Source organism: Cellulosimicrobium cellulans (assembly GCF_007679345.1).
Classification (GTDB): domain Bacteria; phylum Actinomycetota; class Actinomycetes; order Actinomycetales; family Cellulomonadaceae; genus Cellulomonas; species Cellulomonas cellulans_A.
In genome coordinates this window covers 164,313-182,108 of the sequence record NZ_VEGH01000001.1, presented here as the reverse complement: position 1 = coordinate 182,108, position 17,796 = coordinate 164,313, and the positions used below count along the sequence as shown (strand labels likewise).

Sequence of the window (17,796 nt, the reverse complement as noted above, 5' to 3'; positions counted from 1 at the left end):
GCCGGGTCAGCCCTCGGCCGCTCCCAGCGGGGCGTGCCGCTCGGGCAGCGCGGCGTCGGCCTCGAAGGCGGGAGCGTGCAGCAGCGTCACGGTCGCCCAGCCGCGCAGCAGCAGACCGGCGTCGGTGTCGGGCTCCTGGGACACCTGGTGCTCGGAGTACGTGAGCATCAGGTTCCCGTGCTCGACCTCGTGCACCCGCGCCTGCACCGCGCCGAACGCCGCGAGCGGGGCCCGGCGCAACCCGCGCACCTCGGCCAGCGGCCGGTCCGGCACGTTGAGGTTCACGACCCGGTCCGGCAGCTGCGGCCGGTCGAGCATCCAGCCGAGCACGTGCGTCGTGTAGGCCTCCGCCGTCGCCCAGTGCTGCGGCCGGGCGTCCGCGAGCGACACCGCCAGCCCGCGGATGCCGTGGGTGGCCGCCGACAGCGCCGCGCCCACGGTCCCGGAGTGCAGCACGGCGTGCCCGGTGTTGGCCCCCCGGTTCACCCCGGACAGCACCAGGTCCGGCTTCGGGCCGAACCCGCCGTGCGCCGCGACGAACGCGATCAGCCCCGGCGCCGCCCGCACGGCGAACGAGTCGACCCCCGCGGGCAGCCCCGGCGCGTCCCGGCGGTCGACCACCAGCCGGCCGTCCTGCTCGGCGCCGAGCAGGGACGCGCTGGCGCCGGAGGAGTCCCGCGCGGGCGCCGCGACCACCACCTCGTCCGCGCCCGCGTCGAGCGCCGCACGGACCAGCACCGCCAGCCCCTCGGACTCGATCCCGTCGTCGTTCGTCACCAGGACCCGCATCGCGGCTCCCCCTTCCTCCGGCGCGTGCCGGGGTCGTCCGTCGTCCGTCGTCGGTCGTCCGGGCCGGCCGTCAGCCGACCTCCCGCACCACGATCTGCTCGGCGAACCGCTCGATCTGCTCCCGGTGCCCGGTGCCCAGCCCGCGGCGCGTGACGTTCAGGGCGCCGGCCGCCGCACCGAGGCGCGCGGCCTCCGTGAGCCGCAGCCCACGCCCGACGCCGACGGCCATGCCCGCGGTCATCGAGTCCCCGGCGCCGCGGTGGTCGACGGTGGTCACGGACGGGGCGACCACCTCGGAGACGCCCGACGCCGTCACGAGCAGGGCGGGCTCGGCCGCCCGCGACACCATCATGGCGCCGACCTGGCCGGGCGCCTCGGCGTCGACGTCGATCGGGTCGTCGGGGAACTCGTCGCCGTGCCCCTCCGGCAGGCCCGGGTCCTCGCGCAGCAGCCGGCGCGCGCCCTCGCGCAGCGAGCCCACCGAGTCGTCCTCGGCCAGCCCGGCCTCCACGAGCTCCTCGTGCGACATCTTGAGCACGTCCACGCCGGCCTTCGCGGCCTCGACCGCCGCCCGCCCGGACAGGTCGGCGACGGTCTTGACCCCCGCCGCCCGGAGGTCGCCGATCAACCGCCCGAAGAACGACGGCGGCAGCAGCGGCGAGGGGTACGCGCCGGTGATCACGCACACGTCCGCGTCCAGCGCCTCGACGAGCACGGTGCCGTACAGGTCGTCGATCTCGTGCCGGTCCAGCCGCGCGGGCGGCATGAAGGCCAGCTCGTCGCGCTCGCCGTTCCGCCGGTCGTGCAGGTACGCCCCGTTGCCGCCGGCGTAGGACACCCGGCGAACCCGCAGGTTCTCGGTCTCCGCGAGGTGGCCCAGCACGGTGCCCGTCTCCCCGCCGAACGGCCCGCACACCACCACGTCCGCGCCCAGGGAGTACGCCATGCGCGCCACCCACAGGCCCTGGCCGCCCGAGTGCACGTGCAGCTCGGGGGACGTGTCGTCGGAGCCCGTCTCCAGCGTCACGGTGAGGATCGGGGTGGGGGCGAGCACGCACACGCGCGGGTTGCGGCTGGTCGGCACGGGGCGTCCTCCGGAGGGCGTCGGGTCGTCCCCGCCCATGCTGACGTGCGACGACGCGGTGTGCGACCCGAGCGTCCGGCACCCGGTCGTCGCACGGCGGTGTGCAGGTCGTGCGCAGGCTCGGCGGAGCACCCGGCCCCGGGTGGTGACGCGCCGGACGGGCGTGTTCGATGGCTCGCGTGATCCGTGCAGCAACGCAGGCGGCCGTGCAGGCCGCGACGACCGAGGAAGCAGTCGACACCGCCCGGGACGTGCTCGTCCCGGTGCTCTGGGTCGCGGGCGGCGTCCTCGTGGCCCTCCTGGTCGCGGTCCTGATCGGGGCCGTCGTCCGGACCGTCGCGAAGAAGTCCGTCCTCGCCGCCGACCTCGCCCGGCGGTCCAAGCGGCCGCTGCGGGCCCTGCTGATCGTCATCGCGGTGTGGGTGGCGCTCGCGATCTCCGTCCCGGACGCCGACTGGGAGACCTCCTGGATGCGGGCGATCGGGCACGTCCTGCTCATCGCGGTGATCGCCGCGGCGACCTGGCTCGTCGGCACCCTGGCGTTCGTGGTCGAGGACCTCGCCCTGTCCCGGTACCGGGTCGACGTCAAGGACAACCGGCACGCGCGCCGGGTGCGCACCCAGGTCCAGCTGCTCCGGCGGATCACCGTCGCGGTGCTGGTCATCGTCGGTGTGGCCGCGGTGCTGCTGACCTTCCCGGGCGTCTCCGCGTTCGGCGCGAGCCTGCTGGCCTCCGCGGGCCTGCTGTCGGTCGTCGCCGGCCTCGCGGCGCAGAGCTCGCTGGCCAACGTGTTCGCCGGGCTGCAGATCGCGTTCACCGACGGCATCCGGGTCGACGACGTGGTGATCGTCGAGGACCAGTGGGGCCGGATCGAGGAGATCACCCTCACCTACGTCGTCGTGCACATCTGGGACGACCGGCGGCTCATCCTGCCCTCGACCTACTTCACGCAGACCCCGTTCGAGAACTGGACCCGCCGCGCCGCCGAGCTGCTCGGCACGGTGGAGATCGACGTCGACTGGCAGGTGCCGGTGGACGAGCTGCGGGCCGAGCTCAACCGGCTGCTCGCGGACACCGACCTGTGGGACCACCGCGTCGGCATCCTCCAGGTCACCGACGCGGTCAACGGCGTCGTCCGGCTGCGCGCGCTCGCCTCGGCCGTCGACGCGCCGACCCTGTTCGACCTGCGCTGCTACCTGCGCGAGGGCCTGGTGTCGTACCTGCAGCGCAGCGCGCCCCAGGGTCTGCCGCGCACCCGCATCGAGACCACGAAGGGCGCGCCGCTGCCGGTCGTCGAGGCACCCGCGGCGCAGGCACGCCGGCCGCGCACCGGCGCGCACGCGATCGTGGAGCCGGCGCCCGAGACCGGGCAGCTGGACGCGCGGCTGTTCACCGGCAGCGTCGAGGCGATGCAGCGCGCCGGCTCGTTCGCGGGGCCGGGGGAGGACGTGATCGCCGAGCGCGAGGAGCACGCGGCGGAGGCGCGCCAGGACGCCGAGGGCACCGCCGGTCGGTCGTCGGGCGGGCGGAAGGTCGGCGTGGTGCCCGCGCCGGGGACCGCGGCGGTGCCGCTCGCGGCGGCGGGCGCGGGCGGCGCGCCGGACGAGGTGGACGCGGTCCCGGTCGCGCCGGCGGGCGAGCGCGGCGCGGGCGCCGCGGCGGCGGAGGGCGCGGCAGGCACGGGGGCCACGGGCGTGGCGGCGACCGGTGCGACCGACGTGGCGGCGACCGGGACCACGGGCGCGCCGGCGACCGGGGCCACGGGCGTGGCGGCGACCGGGGCGACCGACGTGGCGGCGACCGGTGCGACGACGGGCGTGGCGCCGGCGGAGGAGCGCCGGGAGGGTCGCGAGGCGACGCCCGGTCCGACCGAGGAGTCCGGGACGATGATCCTCCCCGCCTTCGGTGCGACCCCGACCTCGGCCACGCCGGCGGAGCAGGACACGACCGCCGAGACCCAGGTCCAGCCTGCGGTCCCCTCCGACGCGCCCGACGGCGCTGCCGCGCCTCCCACCCGCCGCTCCGTCCGCAGCACCCCCCTCGACCCCCCGCGCTGACCTCACCCCCACGTCCACCCCCCCGGCCGTTCGCCGAGACCGCACCAGGTGCGGGGTTCGTGACCCGCGAACCCCGCACCTTCCGCGCGTTCGGCGGTCCCTGCGCGGGGCGCAGGGAGCGGGTCGGGGGCGCAGGGGGGAGGAGGGTGGGGGATGCGCGCGCGGGTGTCCACCGCACTCCGCGCAGCGGACGCCGGCGGTCTTGCCCAGCGGACGCGCGGTTGCGTCAGGCCGCGGACCCGCCGACGGTGGAAGGGTCCGATGGTCGCGGCGCCCCGGTGCCGCGACCGCCACCGGCCACGAGAGGAGCACCCGTGCTCACCCTGACCGAGAACGCCAGCACCGCCGTCCGCGACCTCACCACCCGCGCGGGGCTCCCCGACTCGGGCGGTCTGCGCATCGCCGAGTCCCAGCAGCAGCTCGGCTCGTTCGAGCTCGCGCTCGTCCCGGAGGCCGTGCCGGGGGACGACGTCATCGACTCGGACGGCGCGACCGTGTTCGTCGCCCCGGAGACCTCGACGGCGCTCGCGGACCTCACGCTCGACGCCGACCCCTCGGCGACCGGCGCCCCGGGCTTCACCCTGGCGCCCCAGGGCTGACGGCCCTCCCCGGGCAGACGACGAGGGCCCGCGCAGCCGCCTGGTGCGGATGTGCGGGCCCTCGTCGTGCCGGGCGCCCCGGACGGTCTCCCACCGCCCCGGGGCCGGTGCCCGGCACGGTCCGGCGACGGTGTCCCACCGTCGCCGGACCGGGTCACGGCCGGCCGTGCGTCAGGCGCGAGCGCCCTTGCGGCCGGTCAGCGCGCCGTAGATCACCAGCACGACGAGCGAGCCGGCGATGGCGAGCAGCCACGTCTGGATCGAGAAGAAGTCCTCGAGCGGACGGTTGAACAGCACGCTGCCCAGCCAGCCGCCCAGCAGCGCCCCGACCACTCCCAGGAGCAGCGTCACGAACCAGCCACCGGCCTGACGCCCCGGCAGGATCGCCTTCGCGATAGCCCCCGCGATCAGACCCAGCAGCAGGAAAGCGAAGAATCCCATCTGGCACCTCCAACGTCTCGTTCGGACGGAGAGAACCGTGGCACGGGTGCTCGCGGTCCGCATCCGGAACGCCCGCGGGACCCCTGGTGAGGGGGCTGCGCCGCGCCCGGCGTGCGACCGTCAGGACATCTGGCTGATGACGAGCGCGCCCAGGGCGAACCCGATGACCGTCGCGGCGATCGCGACGATGAGCGCGATCTTGCCCAGGCGCTCCTTGCGCACGACCGCGACGATGCCGGTGACGATGCCGGCGAGCCCGAAGACGATCGGCAGGAACAGGATCGCGATCGCCGACAGCACGAACGTGATGATCGACAGCACCGGGGTACCGGTGCCGGCCGGCGCGGGCGCGCCGTAGCCGGCCGGCCCGGCGGGTGCCTGTGCCGGCGGGGTCGAGGCGGTGGAGCGGTGCGGGTCCTGCCCGTACGGCTGGGTCATGACGTGTCCCCTGTCTGGTTCTCGGCTTCGGTGGTGCGCAAGTCCGGCCGCCATCGGGGCGGCACGCCGAAAACTAGGGCGAACTGGACATCTCCGCCCGTCGAGGCCGCACCATCACCCGGACGGGTGGCGGTGCGGCCGTCGGCCTCAGGCGGCGGGGAGCAGCGCGAAGGCGTTGCCCTCCGGGTCGGTGAGGTTGACCCACCGGGCCGTGCCGCCGACCGCCCCGAGCCGGCGGGCGCCGAGCCGGACGAGGCGCTCGGACTCGCCCTCCAGGTCCGTGGTGACGAGGTCGAGGTGCAGGGCGTTGCGGACGGTGCCGCCGGTCGGCACGCGGTCGAAGACGAGGCGCGGCGCGCCGGTGTGGTCGAGCAGCTCGGCGTGCTCGCTGCTGGCGCCGGGGGCGACGTCCCGGCCCAGGGCGGCGCCCCAGAACCGGGCGACGGCCTGGGCGTCGTAGGCGTCGAAGGTCACGCCGTGGAAGGTGCTGGCCATGGGGGCCTCCTGAGGTGGTCGTGGTGCGGGGCTCGCGGGCCGGCGTCGACGGTGCCCGTCCCTCCTGCGGAGGTGACCGGGCGTCGGTGGCGGCGTACCCTGGAACGGAGGAGCCTCCGTTTCGTGTTCGACTCTAACCGGAGGGCCCTCCGCATCGCAAGACCACACACCGAGGAGCAGTGCCGTGACCACCCCGTCCACCCGCGCCGAGCGCCCCGCCGAGCGACCTGTCGCGCGCCCGCTGCGTGCCGACGCCGCCCGCAACCGCGCCCGGTTGCTGGAGTGCGCCGCCACCGCGCTGGCCGAGGACGGCGACGCCCCGCTGGAGTCGATCGCCCAGCAGGCGGGGGTGGGCATCGGCACGCTGTACCGGCACTTCCCGGAGCGCAGCGCGCTGGTCGAGGCGGCCTACCGCCAGGAGGTCAGCGCCCTGTGCGCCGCCGCGCCGGCGCTGCTCGACGGCGACCGCCCCGCGGTGGAGGCCCTGCGCGACTGGATGGGCCGGTTCGTCCGGTACGCCGCCACCAAGCGGGGGATGGGCGCGGCGCTGCGCACCGCGGTGGGATCGGACTCGTCGCTGTTCGCCGACACGAAGGCGGGGATCATCGCGGCGATCGACGAGCTGCTCGCGGCCGGGCGCGCGGACGGCTCGGTGCGCCCCGACGTCGACGGCGAGCAGGTCATGCTCGCGATGGGCGGCGTGTGGAACGTCCCCGACTCCGACCGGTGGGCCGAGCGCGTGCGCGGGCTGCTCGACCTGGTCGTCGACGGGCTGCGGTACGGCGCGGGCGACGCCCGCCCCTGACGTCGGCCCGGGGCGGGCGCCGCTCGCGGGCTCAGGCGCGCGCCAGGTACGCGCCGATCCGGTCGAACGCGCCCTCCCAGGCGTGCTCGGCGAAGAAGTCCCGGACCTCCGGGGTCGGGAAGCCGCTCTGCACCACGCTCATCAACGTCCCGCCGTCGACGGCCTCGAACGTGACCACCACGCGCGTGGTCATCGTCGCCCCGTCCGGGCTGCTGCCGACCGACTCCGTCACCAGCCGGTGGGGGCGGTCGATCTCCAGGAACGTCTGGGTCTCGCGGAACAGCTCGTCGCGGCTCGGGCCCCAGACCGCGGTCTGCTGCCCGCCGACCCGCAGGTCGACCTCGATCTCGACGATCCCCGGCTCGGTGTCCAGGATCGCGAACCAGATCCGCTGCTTCTCGGCGTCGGTGTAGGCGTCGAAGACCTCGTCCGGCGTGGCGGGCAGCACGCGCTGCGCCCGCAGCTCGAGGTCGGTGGCGTCGGTCTCGGTGGTCATGTGACAGGTCCTTCCGTGGGATGGGCGCCGCCGTCCTCCCGGCCGCGCTGCAGGGTGAAGAAGGCCTCGAGCCCGTCCAGCCGACGCTCCCAGAGCCGCTGGTAGAACCCGATCCAGGACATCGCGTCGTCCAGGCGCTCCGGCCCGAGGCGGCACTGCCGGGCGCGCCCGACCTTCTCGGTGACGACCAGGCCCGCGTCCTGCAGCACCCGCACGTGCTTCGTCATGCCGGTGAGGGTGATGCCGTACGGCTCGGCGAGCTGCCCGATGGTGGCGGGGCCGTCACCGAGGCGCACGAGGACGTCGCGCCGGGTCGCGTCGGACAGGGCGGTGAACACCTCGTCCAGGCGCTGTTGCTGAACCATGCGGTTCACAGTAACGCTGAACCGATCGGTGCACAATGGCCCGGCTGCGGCACGCTCCCGCCACCCGGGTCAGACGCGGGCGCGGCGGTACGACGGCAGGCGGAGGCGCGCGGCCCAGCCCGGGACCCGGAGGTCGCCGGGGACGTGCAGCACCGGGTCGAACCGCAGCCCCGGGTCGTCGCGGTCGCCCGGCCGCGCGGGGCACACCAGCCGGCCGAGGCGGTGCCAGCGGCCGCCGGGGCGCGCCGAGAGCAGGACCAGGTCCACGCCGCCGTCCCGCGGGGCGCCGGGCGACGGCACCGCGGCGACGAGCAGCGGGCGCCCGTCCGCGTCCAGGAACGGCATCAGCGTCCCGTGCGGCCCGGCGAGCGGCCGGGTGCGCGGCACCAGGACGAACCGGGTGAGCGGGCCGAGGCCCGTCCCGGACAGCAGGAGGTCGTGGGTCAGCCCGCCGACCTCCCACCGCACGGCCACGCCGAACACGTCCGGCAGCGGCGCGGGCCGCCCCGCGGCGCGGGAGACCCGTGCCACCGCCGGGACGACGAGCGGCGCCCCGAGCTCGCGCGCCCCCGGCGCGCCGGCGTCGTCGACGAGGAGGGTGCCGCGCCGGACGACGCCGCGCGGGTGCAAGGGCCGCGGGGACGGCCGTACCCGGTCGACCGCCCCGACGAGCGCGCGCAGGACCGCCCCGGTGGCGTCGGCCACCGCGGCGGTCGCCGCGGGGCGCGGGTCCCCGGTCCGGCGGCTCAGCCGCGCACCGCCGTCGTGCGGTCGCGGTCGCGGCGCGGCCACAGGGCGATCGCGAGGCCGGCGAGGGCGGACACGAGGTGCAGGCCGTTGTCGGCGCCGTTGATGTTGAGGATGTTCGCGTCGGGGTCGTTCGCCACGACCAGGCCGTAGACGAACGTGGCGCCGTAACCGACGAACAGCAGCCATCCGTAGGTGCGGGCGCGGCTCGCGGTGGACCACAGGGCGATGCCGAGCAGGCCGATCACGATGTGCACGATGTTGTGCAGCGGGTTGATCGCGAACCCGAGCAGCGTCTGCGAGTGGTCGTGCTCGGTGAAGCCGTCGAAGCCGGTCACCAGGAACCCGGCGAGGCCGACCACCAGGTAGACGACCCCGATGACGAGGGCCAGGTACTGGTGCGGCTGGCGGGCCGTGGTGCCGGCCGCACGGGCTGCGGGAGTGGAAGCGGTCATGGCGGGTCGGTCCCTCCGGTGGGCGCGAGCCCGGTCGCGGCGGTCGTGCCGCAGCGGCCGGGGTGCGCGGGCCGCGCCGACGCTGGACGCGAACTCCAGCATGCGTCGGGGCTGGTCGGCCCGCACCCGGGGCGCTCCCGCCGTGCGGTCTCGACCCGGCGGGGCGATGCTCGACCCCAGGAGCCCCGCCCCCGGCCGACGAGGAGACCCACCGTGCAGCCCGACGAGAGCCCCCTGCTGACCGCGACCCGGCGCCTGGAGCGCGCCACCGCCCTGGACGAGGCGGTGGAGCGGGTCCAGCCGGTCGTCCTGAAGGCGCTGCGCACCAGCCCGCGGCTGGCGGCGCTGCTGCACGGCCGGCCGCTCGGGCACGCCGCGCACCCGCTGCTCACCGACGCGCCGATCGGGTTCTGGGTGAGCGCCACGGTGCTCGACCTGACCCCGGGCGGCGGGGACGGCCGCCGCCGGGCCGCGGACCGGCTGCTCGGCCTCGGCATCCTGTCGGCCGTGCCCGCCGCGGCCACGGGCCTGGCGGACTGGGCCGTCTCCGACCGCCGGACGCTGCGCGTCGGGACCGTGCACGGCTTCCTCAACAACGTCGCGCTCGGGCTGTACGGGACGTCCTGGCTGCTGCGCCGCCGCGGCCGTCGCGGCCTCGGCGTCGCGGTGGCGCTGGGCGCCGGCGGCGTGCTCGGTGCGAGCGGCTACCTGGGCGGGCACATGGCGTCCCGGCTCGGCTCCCCGCCCACGTCCGCGTCGGGCCCGGCGGAGCCGGAGGGTCGCGAGGGCACGGCGGCCGACGCGACCGCGTGACGGCGCGGGACGCGACCGCGCTGCTGGTGCGCGGCCCCGGGGGCGTCGCCCGCCTCCTGGGCCTGGCGAGCGTCGTCGCCGCCGTCGTCGCGCTCGGGCCGGTGGACGCGGTGCTGCTGCTGCTCGTGCTCGCCGGCCTGGTCGTGCCGCTGACCGCCCGGGTCGACCCGCGGCTCGATGCCGCGTACGGGGTCGGGCTGCTCGCGGCCGGGTGGGCCGGGGCGCTCGACCTCTACCAGCGGATCTCGTGGCTCGACGTCGTCATGCACCTCGTCGTCACGGGGCTCGTCGCGGCGGTCGGCCACCTGGTCGTCGCGCGGCTGACGGGCGCGGTCGTCGACCCGGTGCTGCCCGCGGCGCCGCCGGTGCGCCTCGGCTCGGTCGCCGTGACCACCGCGTTGGGGCTCGGGCTCAGCGTCCTGTGGGAGGTCGGCGAGTACCTCGGGAACACCTACATCGACGCGTCGATCCACGTCGCCTACCGGGACACGATCGGCGACATGGCCCTCGGGGGTCTCGGCTCGCTGGCGGCGGGGCTGCTGCTCGTGCGGGCGGGGCGGCGCGGGGGGTAGGGGCCCGCGCACGGCGGGCGCTCCATCTGCCCGCCGCCGCCTCGGCGGGTGGTCGCCCGGATCTCACGCGTTCCCACGTGCTGGAACGCGCCGCGGGCGCACGCCGTCCTGGTGCCACAGTGCGGTCATCCGGACGAGAGAGGCGGGACCGTGCCCAAGACAGTGATCCACGTGTTCCACGCGGACGACGACTCGGTCACGACCGGGACCCGGGTGGCGCAGCGGATCCACGAGGTCGCGGCGGACCAGGGCGTGGAGCTCGAGGTGTTCTGCTTCGGACCTGCGCAGCGTCGGATCGGCCGCGGAGCCGACGCGGCCGACGCGACGTTCGACCGGCAGCTCGACGAGCTGGTGGCCGCGGGCGTCACCGTGGGGGCGTGCGTCAACGCGGCGCGGGCAGACGGCGTCGAGGCAGACCTGGACGCCCGCGGGTTCCGGCTCCAGGTCGCGCGGGACGCGCTGCTGCGGTTCACGCTCGAGGGTGCGACCGTCATCACGTTCTGACGCGGCCCCGCCCGGTCCAGCGGGGTGCGGAGGTGCGGCGCCGGACGACGGGGTCGTGGCCGACGGGTCAGCGCGCTCCCGCGCTCGCCCGCGCCGGGGTGGTCGCGGGCTCTGCCGCGTCCGCCGGGGCCTTCCGGAAGATGATCTTGAGGATCGGGAAGAACACCACGAAGGACAGCAGCGCGTTGATGATCATCGTGACCACGTCGGCGCCCGCCTCCCCGGTGCTGCCCCAGCGCTCGATCATCCACCGGTAGATCGGGTCCTTGTAGAACCCCTGCAGCCACGCGGCGGCGAACGTGATCACGACGTACGCGAACGCGTACCAGGCGGCGGCGCGCCACACGTCGGTGTCCGACTTGAACGTGACGTTGCGCTGCAGGAAGAAGTTGATGATCTGGGCGATGGCCAGCGTGATCTGCACGGCGAGGAAGTACGCCAGGCCGCCGCCCCCGGCGGGCAGCGACCCGGCCGCGTAGTCGAAGACGAAGAAGGTGCTGCCGTCGGCGTTCGTGTTCACCCCGAGCACCTGGAACGCGGTGTCGACCAGCGGGGTCAGGCCGAACGCCCACTTCAGGACCGGCATGAGCGCGAGCTGCAGCACCGTCATGCCCATGCTGATCGCCGTGAACAGCGCGAACTCGGCCACCGCGGGGCGGTCGTCGGCGAAGCGCGCCCAGGCGCGGCGGGTGCGGCTGAACATGCGGGTCCTCCTGGCTCGGCGCGCCCGGTCCGTCCCGGGGCCGGGGACAGTCGACCCGATGGGCGCGGCGCCCGGGTGCGGTCCGGCACAACCTGTCGGCGCGGGTCCACAGGCTGTCCCGGCCGCTAGCCTGCCGGTGTGACCGCCCCGTACCTGGACGCCCCGTGGCCGATCCGCACCGAGCGCCTCCTCCTGCGGCCCGCCACGCCGGAGGACGCGGGCGCGGTCTGGCGGTACCGGCGGCTGCCCGACGTCGCCCGGTGGATGACCGCGCTGCCGCTGGACGAGCAGGCGTTCGCCGTGCAGTTCGTGGAGCCCGACCGGCTGGGCCCGACGCTCGTCGTCGAGCACGACGGCGCCGTGGTCGGCGACCTCATGGTGCGGATCGAGGACGGCTGGGGCCAGGCCGAGGTCGCCGAGCAGGCGAGGGGCACCCAGGCGGAGATCGGCTGGGCGTTCGACCCTGCCGCGCAGGGCCGGGGGCTGGCCACCGAGGCGGTCCGCCGGCTGCTCGACGTCTGCTTCACCGACCTCGGGCTGCGCCGGCTGACGGCGCTGTGCTTCGCGGACAACGAGCCGTCGTGGCGGCTCATGGAGCGGGTCGGGATGCGGCGCGAGGGGGAGTACCGGGCGGACTCGCTGCACCGCGACGGGCGGTGGCTGGACTCGTACGCCTACGCGCTGCTGCGCGAGGAGCGGGAGCCGGCCGCGCCGGCGCGCTGACGCCCGCGCCGCGGCGCCGACGACCCGCCGCCCCACGTCACGGCACGGGGCCGGCGGTCGGCGCACCGGCGGCCGCGCCCGCGTCGAGCCGCGGCAGCGCCACGTCCACGCACGACATCGCGACGGGGTCGCCGCCCGCCAGCGCCGTCACGCGGGCCGCCGCCTCCGACAGCCGCGCCTCGGGCAGCAGCCCCGCGCGGACCGCCGCGACCAGGCCGTCGCGCATCCGCGCCGCCTGGTTGCCGTCGGTCGCCAGGACCGCGTCGGCCCCGGCGGACACGGCCTGCACCGCGGCGTCGGGGAAGTCCCAGCGCAGGTTGACGGCGCCCATCCCGACGGAGTCGGTCATGGCGACGCCCTCGAAGCCCGTCTCGCGGAGCAGCGCGTAGGCGCGCGGGCTGAGCGACGCCGGCAGGTCCGGGTCGAGCGCCTCGTACTGGAGGTGGTTCAGCATGACGACGGGCGCGCCGGCGTCGACCGCCGCCTGGAACGGCACCAGGTCGGTCGTCGCGAGCTCGTCCAGGCCCGCCGCCACGAGCGACGACTCGCGGTGCGAGTCGACCGCCGAGCGCCCGTGCCCCGGGAAGTGCTTGACCGCCGGCGTGACGCCCGCGTCGGCCAGCCCGCGCGCGTAGGCGAGCCCGTACGTCGCCGCCTCCTGGGGGTCGGCGCTGAAGGAACGGTCCCCGATCACGCCCGCGGCCGGGCCGTCGTCGAGGTCGAGCACCGGCGCCAGGTCGAGGTCCACCCCGACCGCCGAGAGCGCTCGGCCGGTCTCCGCCGCGCGCTCGCGGACCGCCTCGGGCGACTCCTCGCGGGCCATCCGGCGCGGCGACGGCCCCGCCCCGACGACCTGCCGCATGTGCGCGACGCGTCCGGACTCCTCGTCGGTCGACACCACCAGCGGCCGGCCCGCCGCGGCGCGCAGCCCGGTGGTCAGCGCCGAGACCTGCTCGGCGCTCCGGGCGTTGCCGCCCGCAAGGAACACGCCGCCGACGCCGAGCTGCACGACCTGCTGGGCGAGCGGGTCGTCGGCCCGGGTCACGCCCGGCAGCCCGACCACGAGCACCGCGGCCGCGCGGACCTCCAGCGGCTGCGGCGTGCACGTCGGGGTGGGGGTGGGCGACGTCGACGGCGGCGCGGTGGTGGGGGCGAGGGCGGCGCCCGCGGTCGGGGTCGGCGCCGGGGCGGCCTGGCCGTCGATCGCCGCCCACGCGAGCGGCACGGTCACGCCCACGGCGACCAGCGCGGCGAGCACGACGGCGGGCGCCCGGCGGGAGCGCGGCGCGCGCCGGGCGTGCCGCGGCGCCCGGCCGGACGGGCCGGACGGGCCGGAGGGCGTCGGGAGGCTCACCCCGGCAGGCTACGTGGCGGCGCGGGTGGGCCCCGTGGGGATCGAACCCACAACCCGCGGATTAAAAGTCCGCTGCTCTGCCAGTTGAGCTAGAGGCCCCGGGTCGTCGCGGGGTCTCGCTCGCGTGAGCCCGGACAGCACCGGGACCGACGGTACCGCCTGGGTCGCCCCGGGCTCACACCAGGGTCGGCTGCGGGGCGGGACGTGCTGCCAGCGGCTCGCGCGACCCGCGCACCACCCAGACCACCGCGACGAGCCCGACCAGACCGACGACCAGCTCCAGGCCGCCCTGGTTCGCCAGCGCCGACGCCTCGCCGCGCCCGGCCGCGAAGACCGAGAAGTCCCACAGGGCGTGCAGCACCATCGCCCACACCAGCGTGCCGGTCGCGCGCCGCAGGATGTACAACGCGGTGCCGAACAGGAACGCGGAGAACACCTGGAACAGGGTCTGCCCGAGCTCCTGGCCGTTGACCAGGTTCACCAGGTGGATGAGCCCGAACGCCAGGGACGACAGGAACCACACCCACCCCTCCCCGAGGCGGGAGCGCAGCCCGACGACCAGCAGCCCGCGGGTGGCGATCTCCTCGGTGAAGCCCACGAGCAGCAGGACCAGCGAGGCCGCGAAGAACTCGCCGTCGTAGGCGCCCCAGTCGGTGCCGGCCAGGTTCAGCACCACCAGGACGGCCAGGAGCAGCGGGACGACGAGCGGCCACCGGTGCGCAGCGCGGTGCTGCTCGTGCAGGGCGGGACGCCACCACCCGAGCGCGGTCGTCAGGACGGCGAGGGCGACTGCACCGACGACCAGCGAGACGCCGACGCCGAGGAACAGGTTGCTGCCGCTGTCGCCGAGATCGGGGTACGGGACGCCCGACAGCCGCTGGACGAGTGCGACGAGCAGCACGTAGCCCACCACGGCGGCGACGCCGATCCACACGGTGGGACGGACTCGGTACGGCATGACGACTCATCTCCCCGGGGTTCGCCCGGTGCTCGGCGCGGTCGTCGGGATCTCCGCGTCGACCTGGTCCCATGCTCCACGCCGGGCACCGGGACCCGGAGCCGACCGGGGGCCGGTGCCGGGTGCGACTTCGGTCGCAGGCGCGCGCGTCACCCCGCGGCGTCGCGGACGAGCAGCGCGACCTGCACGCGGTTGTCGACGCCGAGCTTGTCGAACAGGTGCCCGATGTGGGTCTTGACGGTGCCGACGCTCATGAACAGCTCGGACGCGATGTCCTGGTTCGACAGCCCGCGCGCCACGGCCTCGGCCACCTCGGTCTCCCGCTCCGTCAGCAGGGCCAGGCGACGGCGCGCGTCCTGCCCGGTCGCCCGGTCCGGGCCGTGCGACACCGCCGCGATCAGCTGGGCGGTGACCGACGGCGACAGCATCGGCCGGCCCTCCGCGGCGGCGTGCACGGCGGCGAGCAGGTCCGCCGGCGGGGTGTTCTTCAGCAGGAACCCCGTCGCCCCCTCGCGCAGCGCCGTGACCACCATGTCGTCGGTGTCGAAGGTCGTGAGCACCACGACCGCGACGTCCGGGTGGGCCGGCCGCAGCCGGCGCAGCGCCTCGAGCCCGTCCAGGCGGGGCATGCGGATGTCCATCAGCACCACGTCCGGGTGCGCGCTCGCGACCAGGCGCAGGGCCTCCTGGCCGTCCGCGGCCTCGCCGACGACCTCGACGGCGGCGTCGGCGCCGAGGACCATGCGCAGCCCGATGCGCACCAGGTCCTCGTCGTCGACCAGCAGGACGCGGATGCGCTCGCCCGTCATGCGGGCACCGCCGGCGCGACGTCGCTGCGGCTCCCGCGGGCGTCTCGGTGCTCCATGCGGTCAGCGTAGGGCGCGCCGGTGCGCGGGACGCGGCTACGACCTTGGTCGGAGCACCGTGGCGGCCGCGGGACGATCCGGGTCCCGGCCTGCGCCGGGCAGCCTCGGGGCATGAGCACGTCGCAGCCGCGGCACCCGGTCGTCCCCCTCGCTGCGGTCGTCGGGCTCGTCCTCGCGACGACCGTGCTGTCCGTCCTCGGCGCGGCCGCGGGCCACGCCCTCGCCGCGCCCGGCGGGCCGGCCGAGGTCGTGGAGGTCAGCCCGGCGTGCGGCCCGGACGTCGCGCACGCGCTCGACCTCGTCCGCTGACCCGACCCGACCTGAGGAGCACCACCATGCGCACCACCCGGACCCTCGGCATCACGCTCGCCACGGGCGCGCTCGTCCTCGGCGGCACCGCCGGCGCCGCCCTCGCCGACGAGGGGGGCGGCTTCACCGTCTGCCTCGACGGCGTCACGCAGACCTTCGGCCCGGGGTACTCGCTCGGGTCCTTCCTCGCCGACGGCGCCGCCGAGGGCGCGTGCCCCGAGACCTGGACCGACCGGGCGCCCGCGCTCCCCGTCCCCGTCGCCTCGACGGTCGGTCAGGTGCTCGACCCGCGGACCCCCGACCCCGGCTCGGGCACCGAGGTGCCCGGGACGGCCGTCCCGACGGCCGTCCCGGAGGAGGTGCTCCCGACCGCGGTCCCGGAGCTGTCCTCGACCACGCTCGACGTGCCGCCGACGACCGGCCGCCCGAGCACCGAGCCCGAGCCGTCGTTGGCGACGCCGGAGCCCGGCTCCTCGACCACGATCCCGGCCGAGGCGGTCGCCGCCGGGCGGAGCAGCGCCGCCGCCGAGACCCCCCAGCCGACGGTGGCCACGTCGCCGACCGCCGCCACGGTGGCGTCCTCGCCCGCGTCGTCGTCCGCCACCCCGACCGCGAGCGCGCCGCAGCGCCACGTCACCGCGTCGGCCGGGCCCCACCTGGCCGTCACGGGTGCCCCGGTCTCGGACCTCCTGCTGCTCGCTGCCGCGGCGATCGCGGCCGGGCTGGGCCTGCGTGGCGCGACGCGGGTCCGGCGGGCCGGCCGGTGACCGCCCTCGCCGGGGACGACCGCCCGGTCCTGCTCGTGCCCCGCGCCCTGTCGCCCGCCGAGGTGGAGGCGGTGTGCTCCGGGCGGCTCGCCCTGGCCCACCCCGCCGCGTCGTCGTGGATGCGCGAGCGCGCCCGGGTGCAGCTCGGCCCGGACGGCCAGCAGAGCGTGCGGGTGGTCGACGCGGTCTGAGCGCCGGGCGTCACCGGGTGGCGTCAGGCGTCGTCCGGGCCGGGCCAGGGCAGCACGGCATGCAGCCGGTAGCCCCCGGCGCCGTCCGGGCCGTGGTCCAGCCGGCCGCCGAGCAGCCGCACCCGCTCCGCCGCGCCGACCAGGCCCGTCCCGGACCCCGGGACCCCCGCGGCCCCCGTGCCCGGGTCGTTCTGCAGCAGCACGTCGAGCAGGCCGCCGGGCGCCCCGGCGACCGACAGGCGGACCGGCGCCCCCGGCGCGTGCTTGCGCGCGTTGGTCAGCCCCTCCTGGACGACCCGGTACACGTTCCGGCTGGTCGCCGGCGGGAGCGACGCCAGCGCCTCCGCGGTCCCCGCGGGGATCGCCACCTCGACGGGAGAGCCGGTCGCGCGCGCCTGCCGCACCAGGTCGGGCAGCGCGTCGAGCGTCGGCTGCGGCGGCTCCGGCGCCGTGGACGATCCCGGCTCGGCGCGCAGGACGCCGAGGACCTGGCGCAGCTCGACCAGCGCCAGGTTCGCGTTGTCCCGGACGACCGCGGCCGTGGCCTCGCGCTCGGCGGCGGGCAGGTCGCCGCGGAACGCGAGCGCGCCGGCGTGCATCGCGACCAGGGAGATGCGGTGCGCCAGCACGTCGTGCATCTCCCGGGCGATGCGGGTGCGCTCGGCGACCTGCGCCTGCTCGACGCGGGCTGCCTGCTCCCGCTCCGCGGCGTGCGCGCGATCCCGCAGCGCCCGGAGCAGCTCCCGCCGGCTGCCGAGGTACGCGCCCAGGCCCACCAGGGCGGCGTAGAGGGCGGCGGTGAGCACCGCGCGCGCCCCGACCTGCGTGGCGCCGTCGCCGAGCGCCACGTCGTCCACGACCGTCGAGCCGACCAGCAGCGCGCCGACGAGCGCGATCCCGGCCCACCGGCGCCATGTCGCGAGCGAGACGACCGCCAGCACGACCGCACCCACGGTGGAGGCGCACACCGCCGCCGCGAGCACCACGCCCGCCGCGACGGCCACGGGGAAGGCGCGCCGCCACCGCAGCGCGACGAGCGCGGCGACCCCCACGGCCCCGTCGAGGACCCACCGGGCCGCGGACGTGGGCGGGGACTGGGCGACCGACGCCGCGAGGCTGACGGCGCCGACGACGGCCACGGCGCCGAGACGGAGCACCTCGCCGCGGTCGCGCAGCGAGGTGGGACCCGGCCGGGAGGGCGTCGAGCCGGCGCGCGTGACCATGCGGTCAGGGTAGGGGCGCCCCGCCGGCCAGGTGCTCCCTGG

General features: G+C 76.7%; 24 protein-coding genes and 1 tRNA gene. 10 read left to right on the top strand and 15 right to left on the bottom strand.

The features are described from left to right. Positions 1-6 precede the first annotated feature (6 nt). Both surE and FS882_RS00835 read right to left on the bottom strand, forming a co-directional pair. Positions 7-789 carry a 5'/3'-nucleotidase SurE gene (gene surE / locus FS882_RS00840; RefSeq protein ID WP_158369862.1) on the bottom strand — a complete coding sequence of 261 codons (783 nt, stop codon included), beginning with the start codon at positions 787-789 and terminating at the stop codon, positions 7-9. A gap of 70 nt (positions 790-859) precedes the next feature. Then, positions 860-1,873, bottom strand: coding sequence for a PfkB family carbohydrate kinase (locus tag FS882_RS00835; protein WP_262347974.1), 1,014 nt, complete (start codon positions 1,871-1,873; stop codon positions 860-862). 179 nt (positions 1,874-2,052) lie between these two features. Between FS882_RS00835 and FS882_RS00830 the strand changes: the two genes are divergently transcribed. Both FS882_RS00830 and FS882_RS00825 read left to right on the top strand, forming a co-directional pair. Continuing rightward, a complete protein-coding gene (locus FS882_RS00830; RefSeq protein ID WP_262347973.1) occupies positions 2,053-3,930 on the top strand; it encodes a mechanosensitive ion channel domain-containing protein in 1,878 nt (625 codons plus the stop codon). Between the two features lie 314 nt (positions 3,931-4,244). Next, positions 4,245-4,529: an adhesin gene (locus FS882_RS00825; RefSeq protein ID WP_158369858.1), complete on the top strand. Its 285-nt coding sequence runs from the start codon at positions 4,245-4,247 to the stop codon at positions 4,527-4,529. 171 nt (positions 4,530-4,700) lie between these two features. Here the strand turns inward: FS882_RS00825 and FS882_RS00820 are convergent, their stop codons facing one another. From FS882_RS00820 to FS882_RS00810, 3 genes are all read right to left on the bottom strand, one after another. Continuing rightward, positions 4,701-4,970: a GlsB/YeaQ/YmgE family stress response membrane protein gene (locus FS882_RS00820; protein WP_158369856.1), complete on the bottom strand. Its 270-nt coding sequence runs from the start codon at positions 4,968-4,970 to the stop codon at positions 4,701-4,703. 120 nt (positions 4,971-5,090) lie between these two features. Continuing rightward, on the bottom strand, positions 5,091-5,408 hold the full coding sequence (locus FS882_RS21280) for a hypothetical protein (protein WP_222848083.1): 318 nt from the start codon (positions 5,406-5,408) through the stop codon (positions 5,091-5,093). Between the two features lie 147 nt (positions 5,409-5,555). Beyond that, positions 5,556-5,903, bottom strand: a complete 348-nt coding sequence (locus tag FS882_RS00810) for a VOC family protein (RefSeq protein ID WP_158369854.1) — start codon at positions 5,901-5,903, stop codon at positions 5,556-5,558. 184 nt (positions 5,904-6,087) lie between these two features. Here FS882_RS00810 and FS882_RS00805 point away from each other — a divergent pair, with 184 nt between their 5' ends. Continuing rightward, positions 6,088-6,708 carry a TetR/AcrR family transcriptional regulator gene (locus tag FS882_RS00805; RefSeq protein ID WP_158369852.1) on the top strand — a complete coding sequence of 207 codons (621 nt, stop codon included), beginning with the start codon at positions 6,088-6,090 and terminating at the stop codon, positions 6,706-6,708. A 31-nt stretch (positions 6,709-6,739) separates the two neighbouring features. Here the strand turns inward: FS882_RS00805 and FS882_RS00800 are convergent, their stop codons facing one another. From FS882_RS00800 to FS882_RS00785, 4 genes are all read right to left on the bottom strand, one after another. After that, positions 6,740-7,204, bottom strand: coding sequence for an SRPBCC domain-containing protein (locus FS882_RS00800; protein WP_158369850.1), 465 nt, complete (start codon positions 7,202-7,204; stop codon positions 6,740-6,742). Then, entirely contained in the window at positions 7,201-7,569 is a 369-nt protein-coding gene (locus tag FS882_RS00795) for an ArsR/SmtB family transcription factor (RefSeq protein ID WP_158369848.1), read from the bottom strand. Before FS882_RS00795 ends, FS882_RS00800 begins: the two co-directional genes overlap by 4 nt. A gap of 69 nt (positions 7,570-7,638) precedes the next feature. Further along, positions 7,639-8,274 carry a hypothetical protein gene (locus tag FS882_RS00790; protein WP_158369846.1) on the bottom strand — a complete coding sequence of 212 codons (636 nt, stop codon included), beginning with the start codon at positions 8,272-8,274 and terminating at the stop codon, positions 7,639-7,641. 41 nt (positions 8,275-8,315) lie between these two features. Further along, positions 8,316-8,771, bottom strand: coding sequence for a DUF4383 domain-containing protein (locus FS882_RS00785; protein ID WP_158369844.1), 456 nt, complete (start codon positions 8,769-8,771; stop codon positions 8,316-8,318). Between the two features lie 213 nt (positions 8,772-8,984). On the opposite strand from FS882_RS00785, the gene FS882_RS00780 reads away from it, so the two are divergent. From FS882_RS00780 to FS882_RS00770, 3 genes are all read left to right on the top strand, one after another. Further along, the gene (locus FS882_RS00780; protein ID WP_158369842.1) at positions 8,985-9,584 is read left to right on the top strand and encodes a DUF2231 domain-containing protein; all 600 of its coding nucleotides are present in this window, start codon (positions 8,985-8,987) and stop codon (positions 9,582-9,584) included. Next, the gene (locus FS882_RS00775; RefSeq protein ID WP_158369841.1) at positions 9,581-10,156 is read left to right on the top strand and encodes a hypothetical protein; all 576 of its coding nucleotides are present in this window, start codon (positions 9,581-9,583) and stop codon (positions 10,154-10,156) included. The genes FS882_RS00780 and FS882_RS00775 overlap by 4 nt, the downstream gene beginning before the upstream one ends. 150 nt (positions 10,157-10,306) lie before the next feature. Beyond that, positions 10,307-10,660 (top strand): DsrE family protein, encoded by a 354-nt coding sequence (locus FS882_RS00770; RefSeq protein ID WP_187365054.1) that lies wholly within the window; start codon positions 10,307-10,309, stop codon positions 10,658-10,660. A gap of 67 nt (positions 10,661-10,727) precedes the next feature. Here the strand turns inward: FS882_RS00770 and FS882_RS00765 are convergent, their stop codons facing one another. Beyond that, entirely contained in the window at positions 10,728-11,363 is a 636-nt protein-coding gene (locus tag FS882_RS00765) for a hypothetical protein (RefSeq protein WP_158369837.1), read from the bottom strand. Between the two features lie 138 nt (positions 11,364-11,501). Here FS882_RS00765 and FS882_RS00760 point away from each other — a divergent pair, with 138 nt between their 5' ends. Then, positions 11,502-12,086 (top strand): GNAT family N-acetyltransferase, encoded by a 585-nt coding sequence (locus tag FS882_RS00760; protein WP_262347972.1) that lies wholly within the window; start codon positions 11,502-11,504, stop codon positions 12,084-12,086. Between the two features lie 37 nt (positions 12,087-12,123). On the opposite strand, the gene FS882_RS00755 is transcribed toward FS882_RS00760, so the two are convergent. The 4 genes from FS882_RS00755 to FS882_RS00740 form a co-directional block, all read right to left on the bottom strand. After that, positions 12,124-13,440 (bottom strand): glycoside hydrolase family 3 N-terminal domain-containing protein, encoded by a 1,317-nt coding sequence (locus FS882_RS00755; RefSeq protein WP_158369835.1) that lies wholly within the window; start codon positions 13,438-13,440, stop codon positions 12,124-12,126. Positions 13,441-13,466: 26 nt separating this feature from the next. Continuing rightward, positions 13,467-13,539, bottom strand: a tRNA-Lys gene (locus tag FS882_RS00750). 76 nt (positions 13,540-13,615) lie between these two features. Continuing rightward, positions 13,616-14,398, bottom strand: coding sequence for a CPBP family intramembrane glutamic endopeptidase (locus FS882_RS00745; protein WP_158369833.1), 783 nt, complete (start codon positions 14,396-14,398; stop codon positions 13,616-13,618). Positions 14,399-14,547: 149 nt separating this feature from the next. Then, on the bottom strand, positions 14,548-15,207 hold the full coding sequence (locus FS882_RS00740; protein ID WP_158369831.1) for a response regulator: 660 nt from the start codon (positions 15,205-15,207) through the stop codon (positions 14,548-14,550). Positions 15,208-15,375: 168 nt separating this feature from the next. On the opposite strand from FS882_RS00740, the gene FS882_RS00735 reads away from it, so the two are divergent. Genes FS882_RS00735 through FS882_RS00725 form a run of 3 tightly spaced genes read left to right on the top strand, consistent with a single transcriptional unit; the run spans position 15,376 to position 16,531 of the window. Further along, a complete protein-coding gene (locus tag FS882_RS00735) occupies positions 15,376-15,573 on the top strand; it encodes a hypothetical protein (RefSeq protein ID WP_158369829.1) in 198 nt (65 codons plus the stop codon). Positions 15,574-15,599: 26 nt separating this feature from the next. Then, positions 15,600-16,340: a hypothetical protein gene (locus tag FS882_RS00730; protein WP_158369827.1), complete on the top strand. Its 741-nt coding sequence runs from the start codon at positions 15,600-15,602 to the stop codon at positions 16,338-16,340. After that, positions 16,337-16,531: a hypothetical protein gene (locus tag FS882_RS00725; protein ID WP_158369825.1), complete on the top strand. Its 195-nt coding sequence runs from the start codon at positions 16,337-16,339 to the stop codon at positions 16,529-16,531. The genes FS882_RS00730 and FS882_RS00725 overlap by 4 nt, the downstream gene beginning before the upstream one ends. Positions 16,532-16,554: 23 nt before the next feature. Here the strand turns inward: FS882_RS00725 and FS882_RS00720 are convergent, their stop codons facing one another. Beyond that, on the bottom strand, positions 16,555-17,754 hold the full coding sequence (locus tag FS882_RS00720; RefSeq protein WP_158369823.1) for a sensor histidine kinase: 1,200 nt from the start codon (positions 17,752-17,754) through the stop codon (positions 16,555-16,557). Between the last annotated feature and the right edge of the window lie 42 nt (positions 17,755-17,796).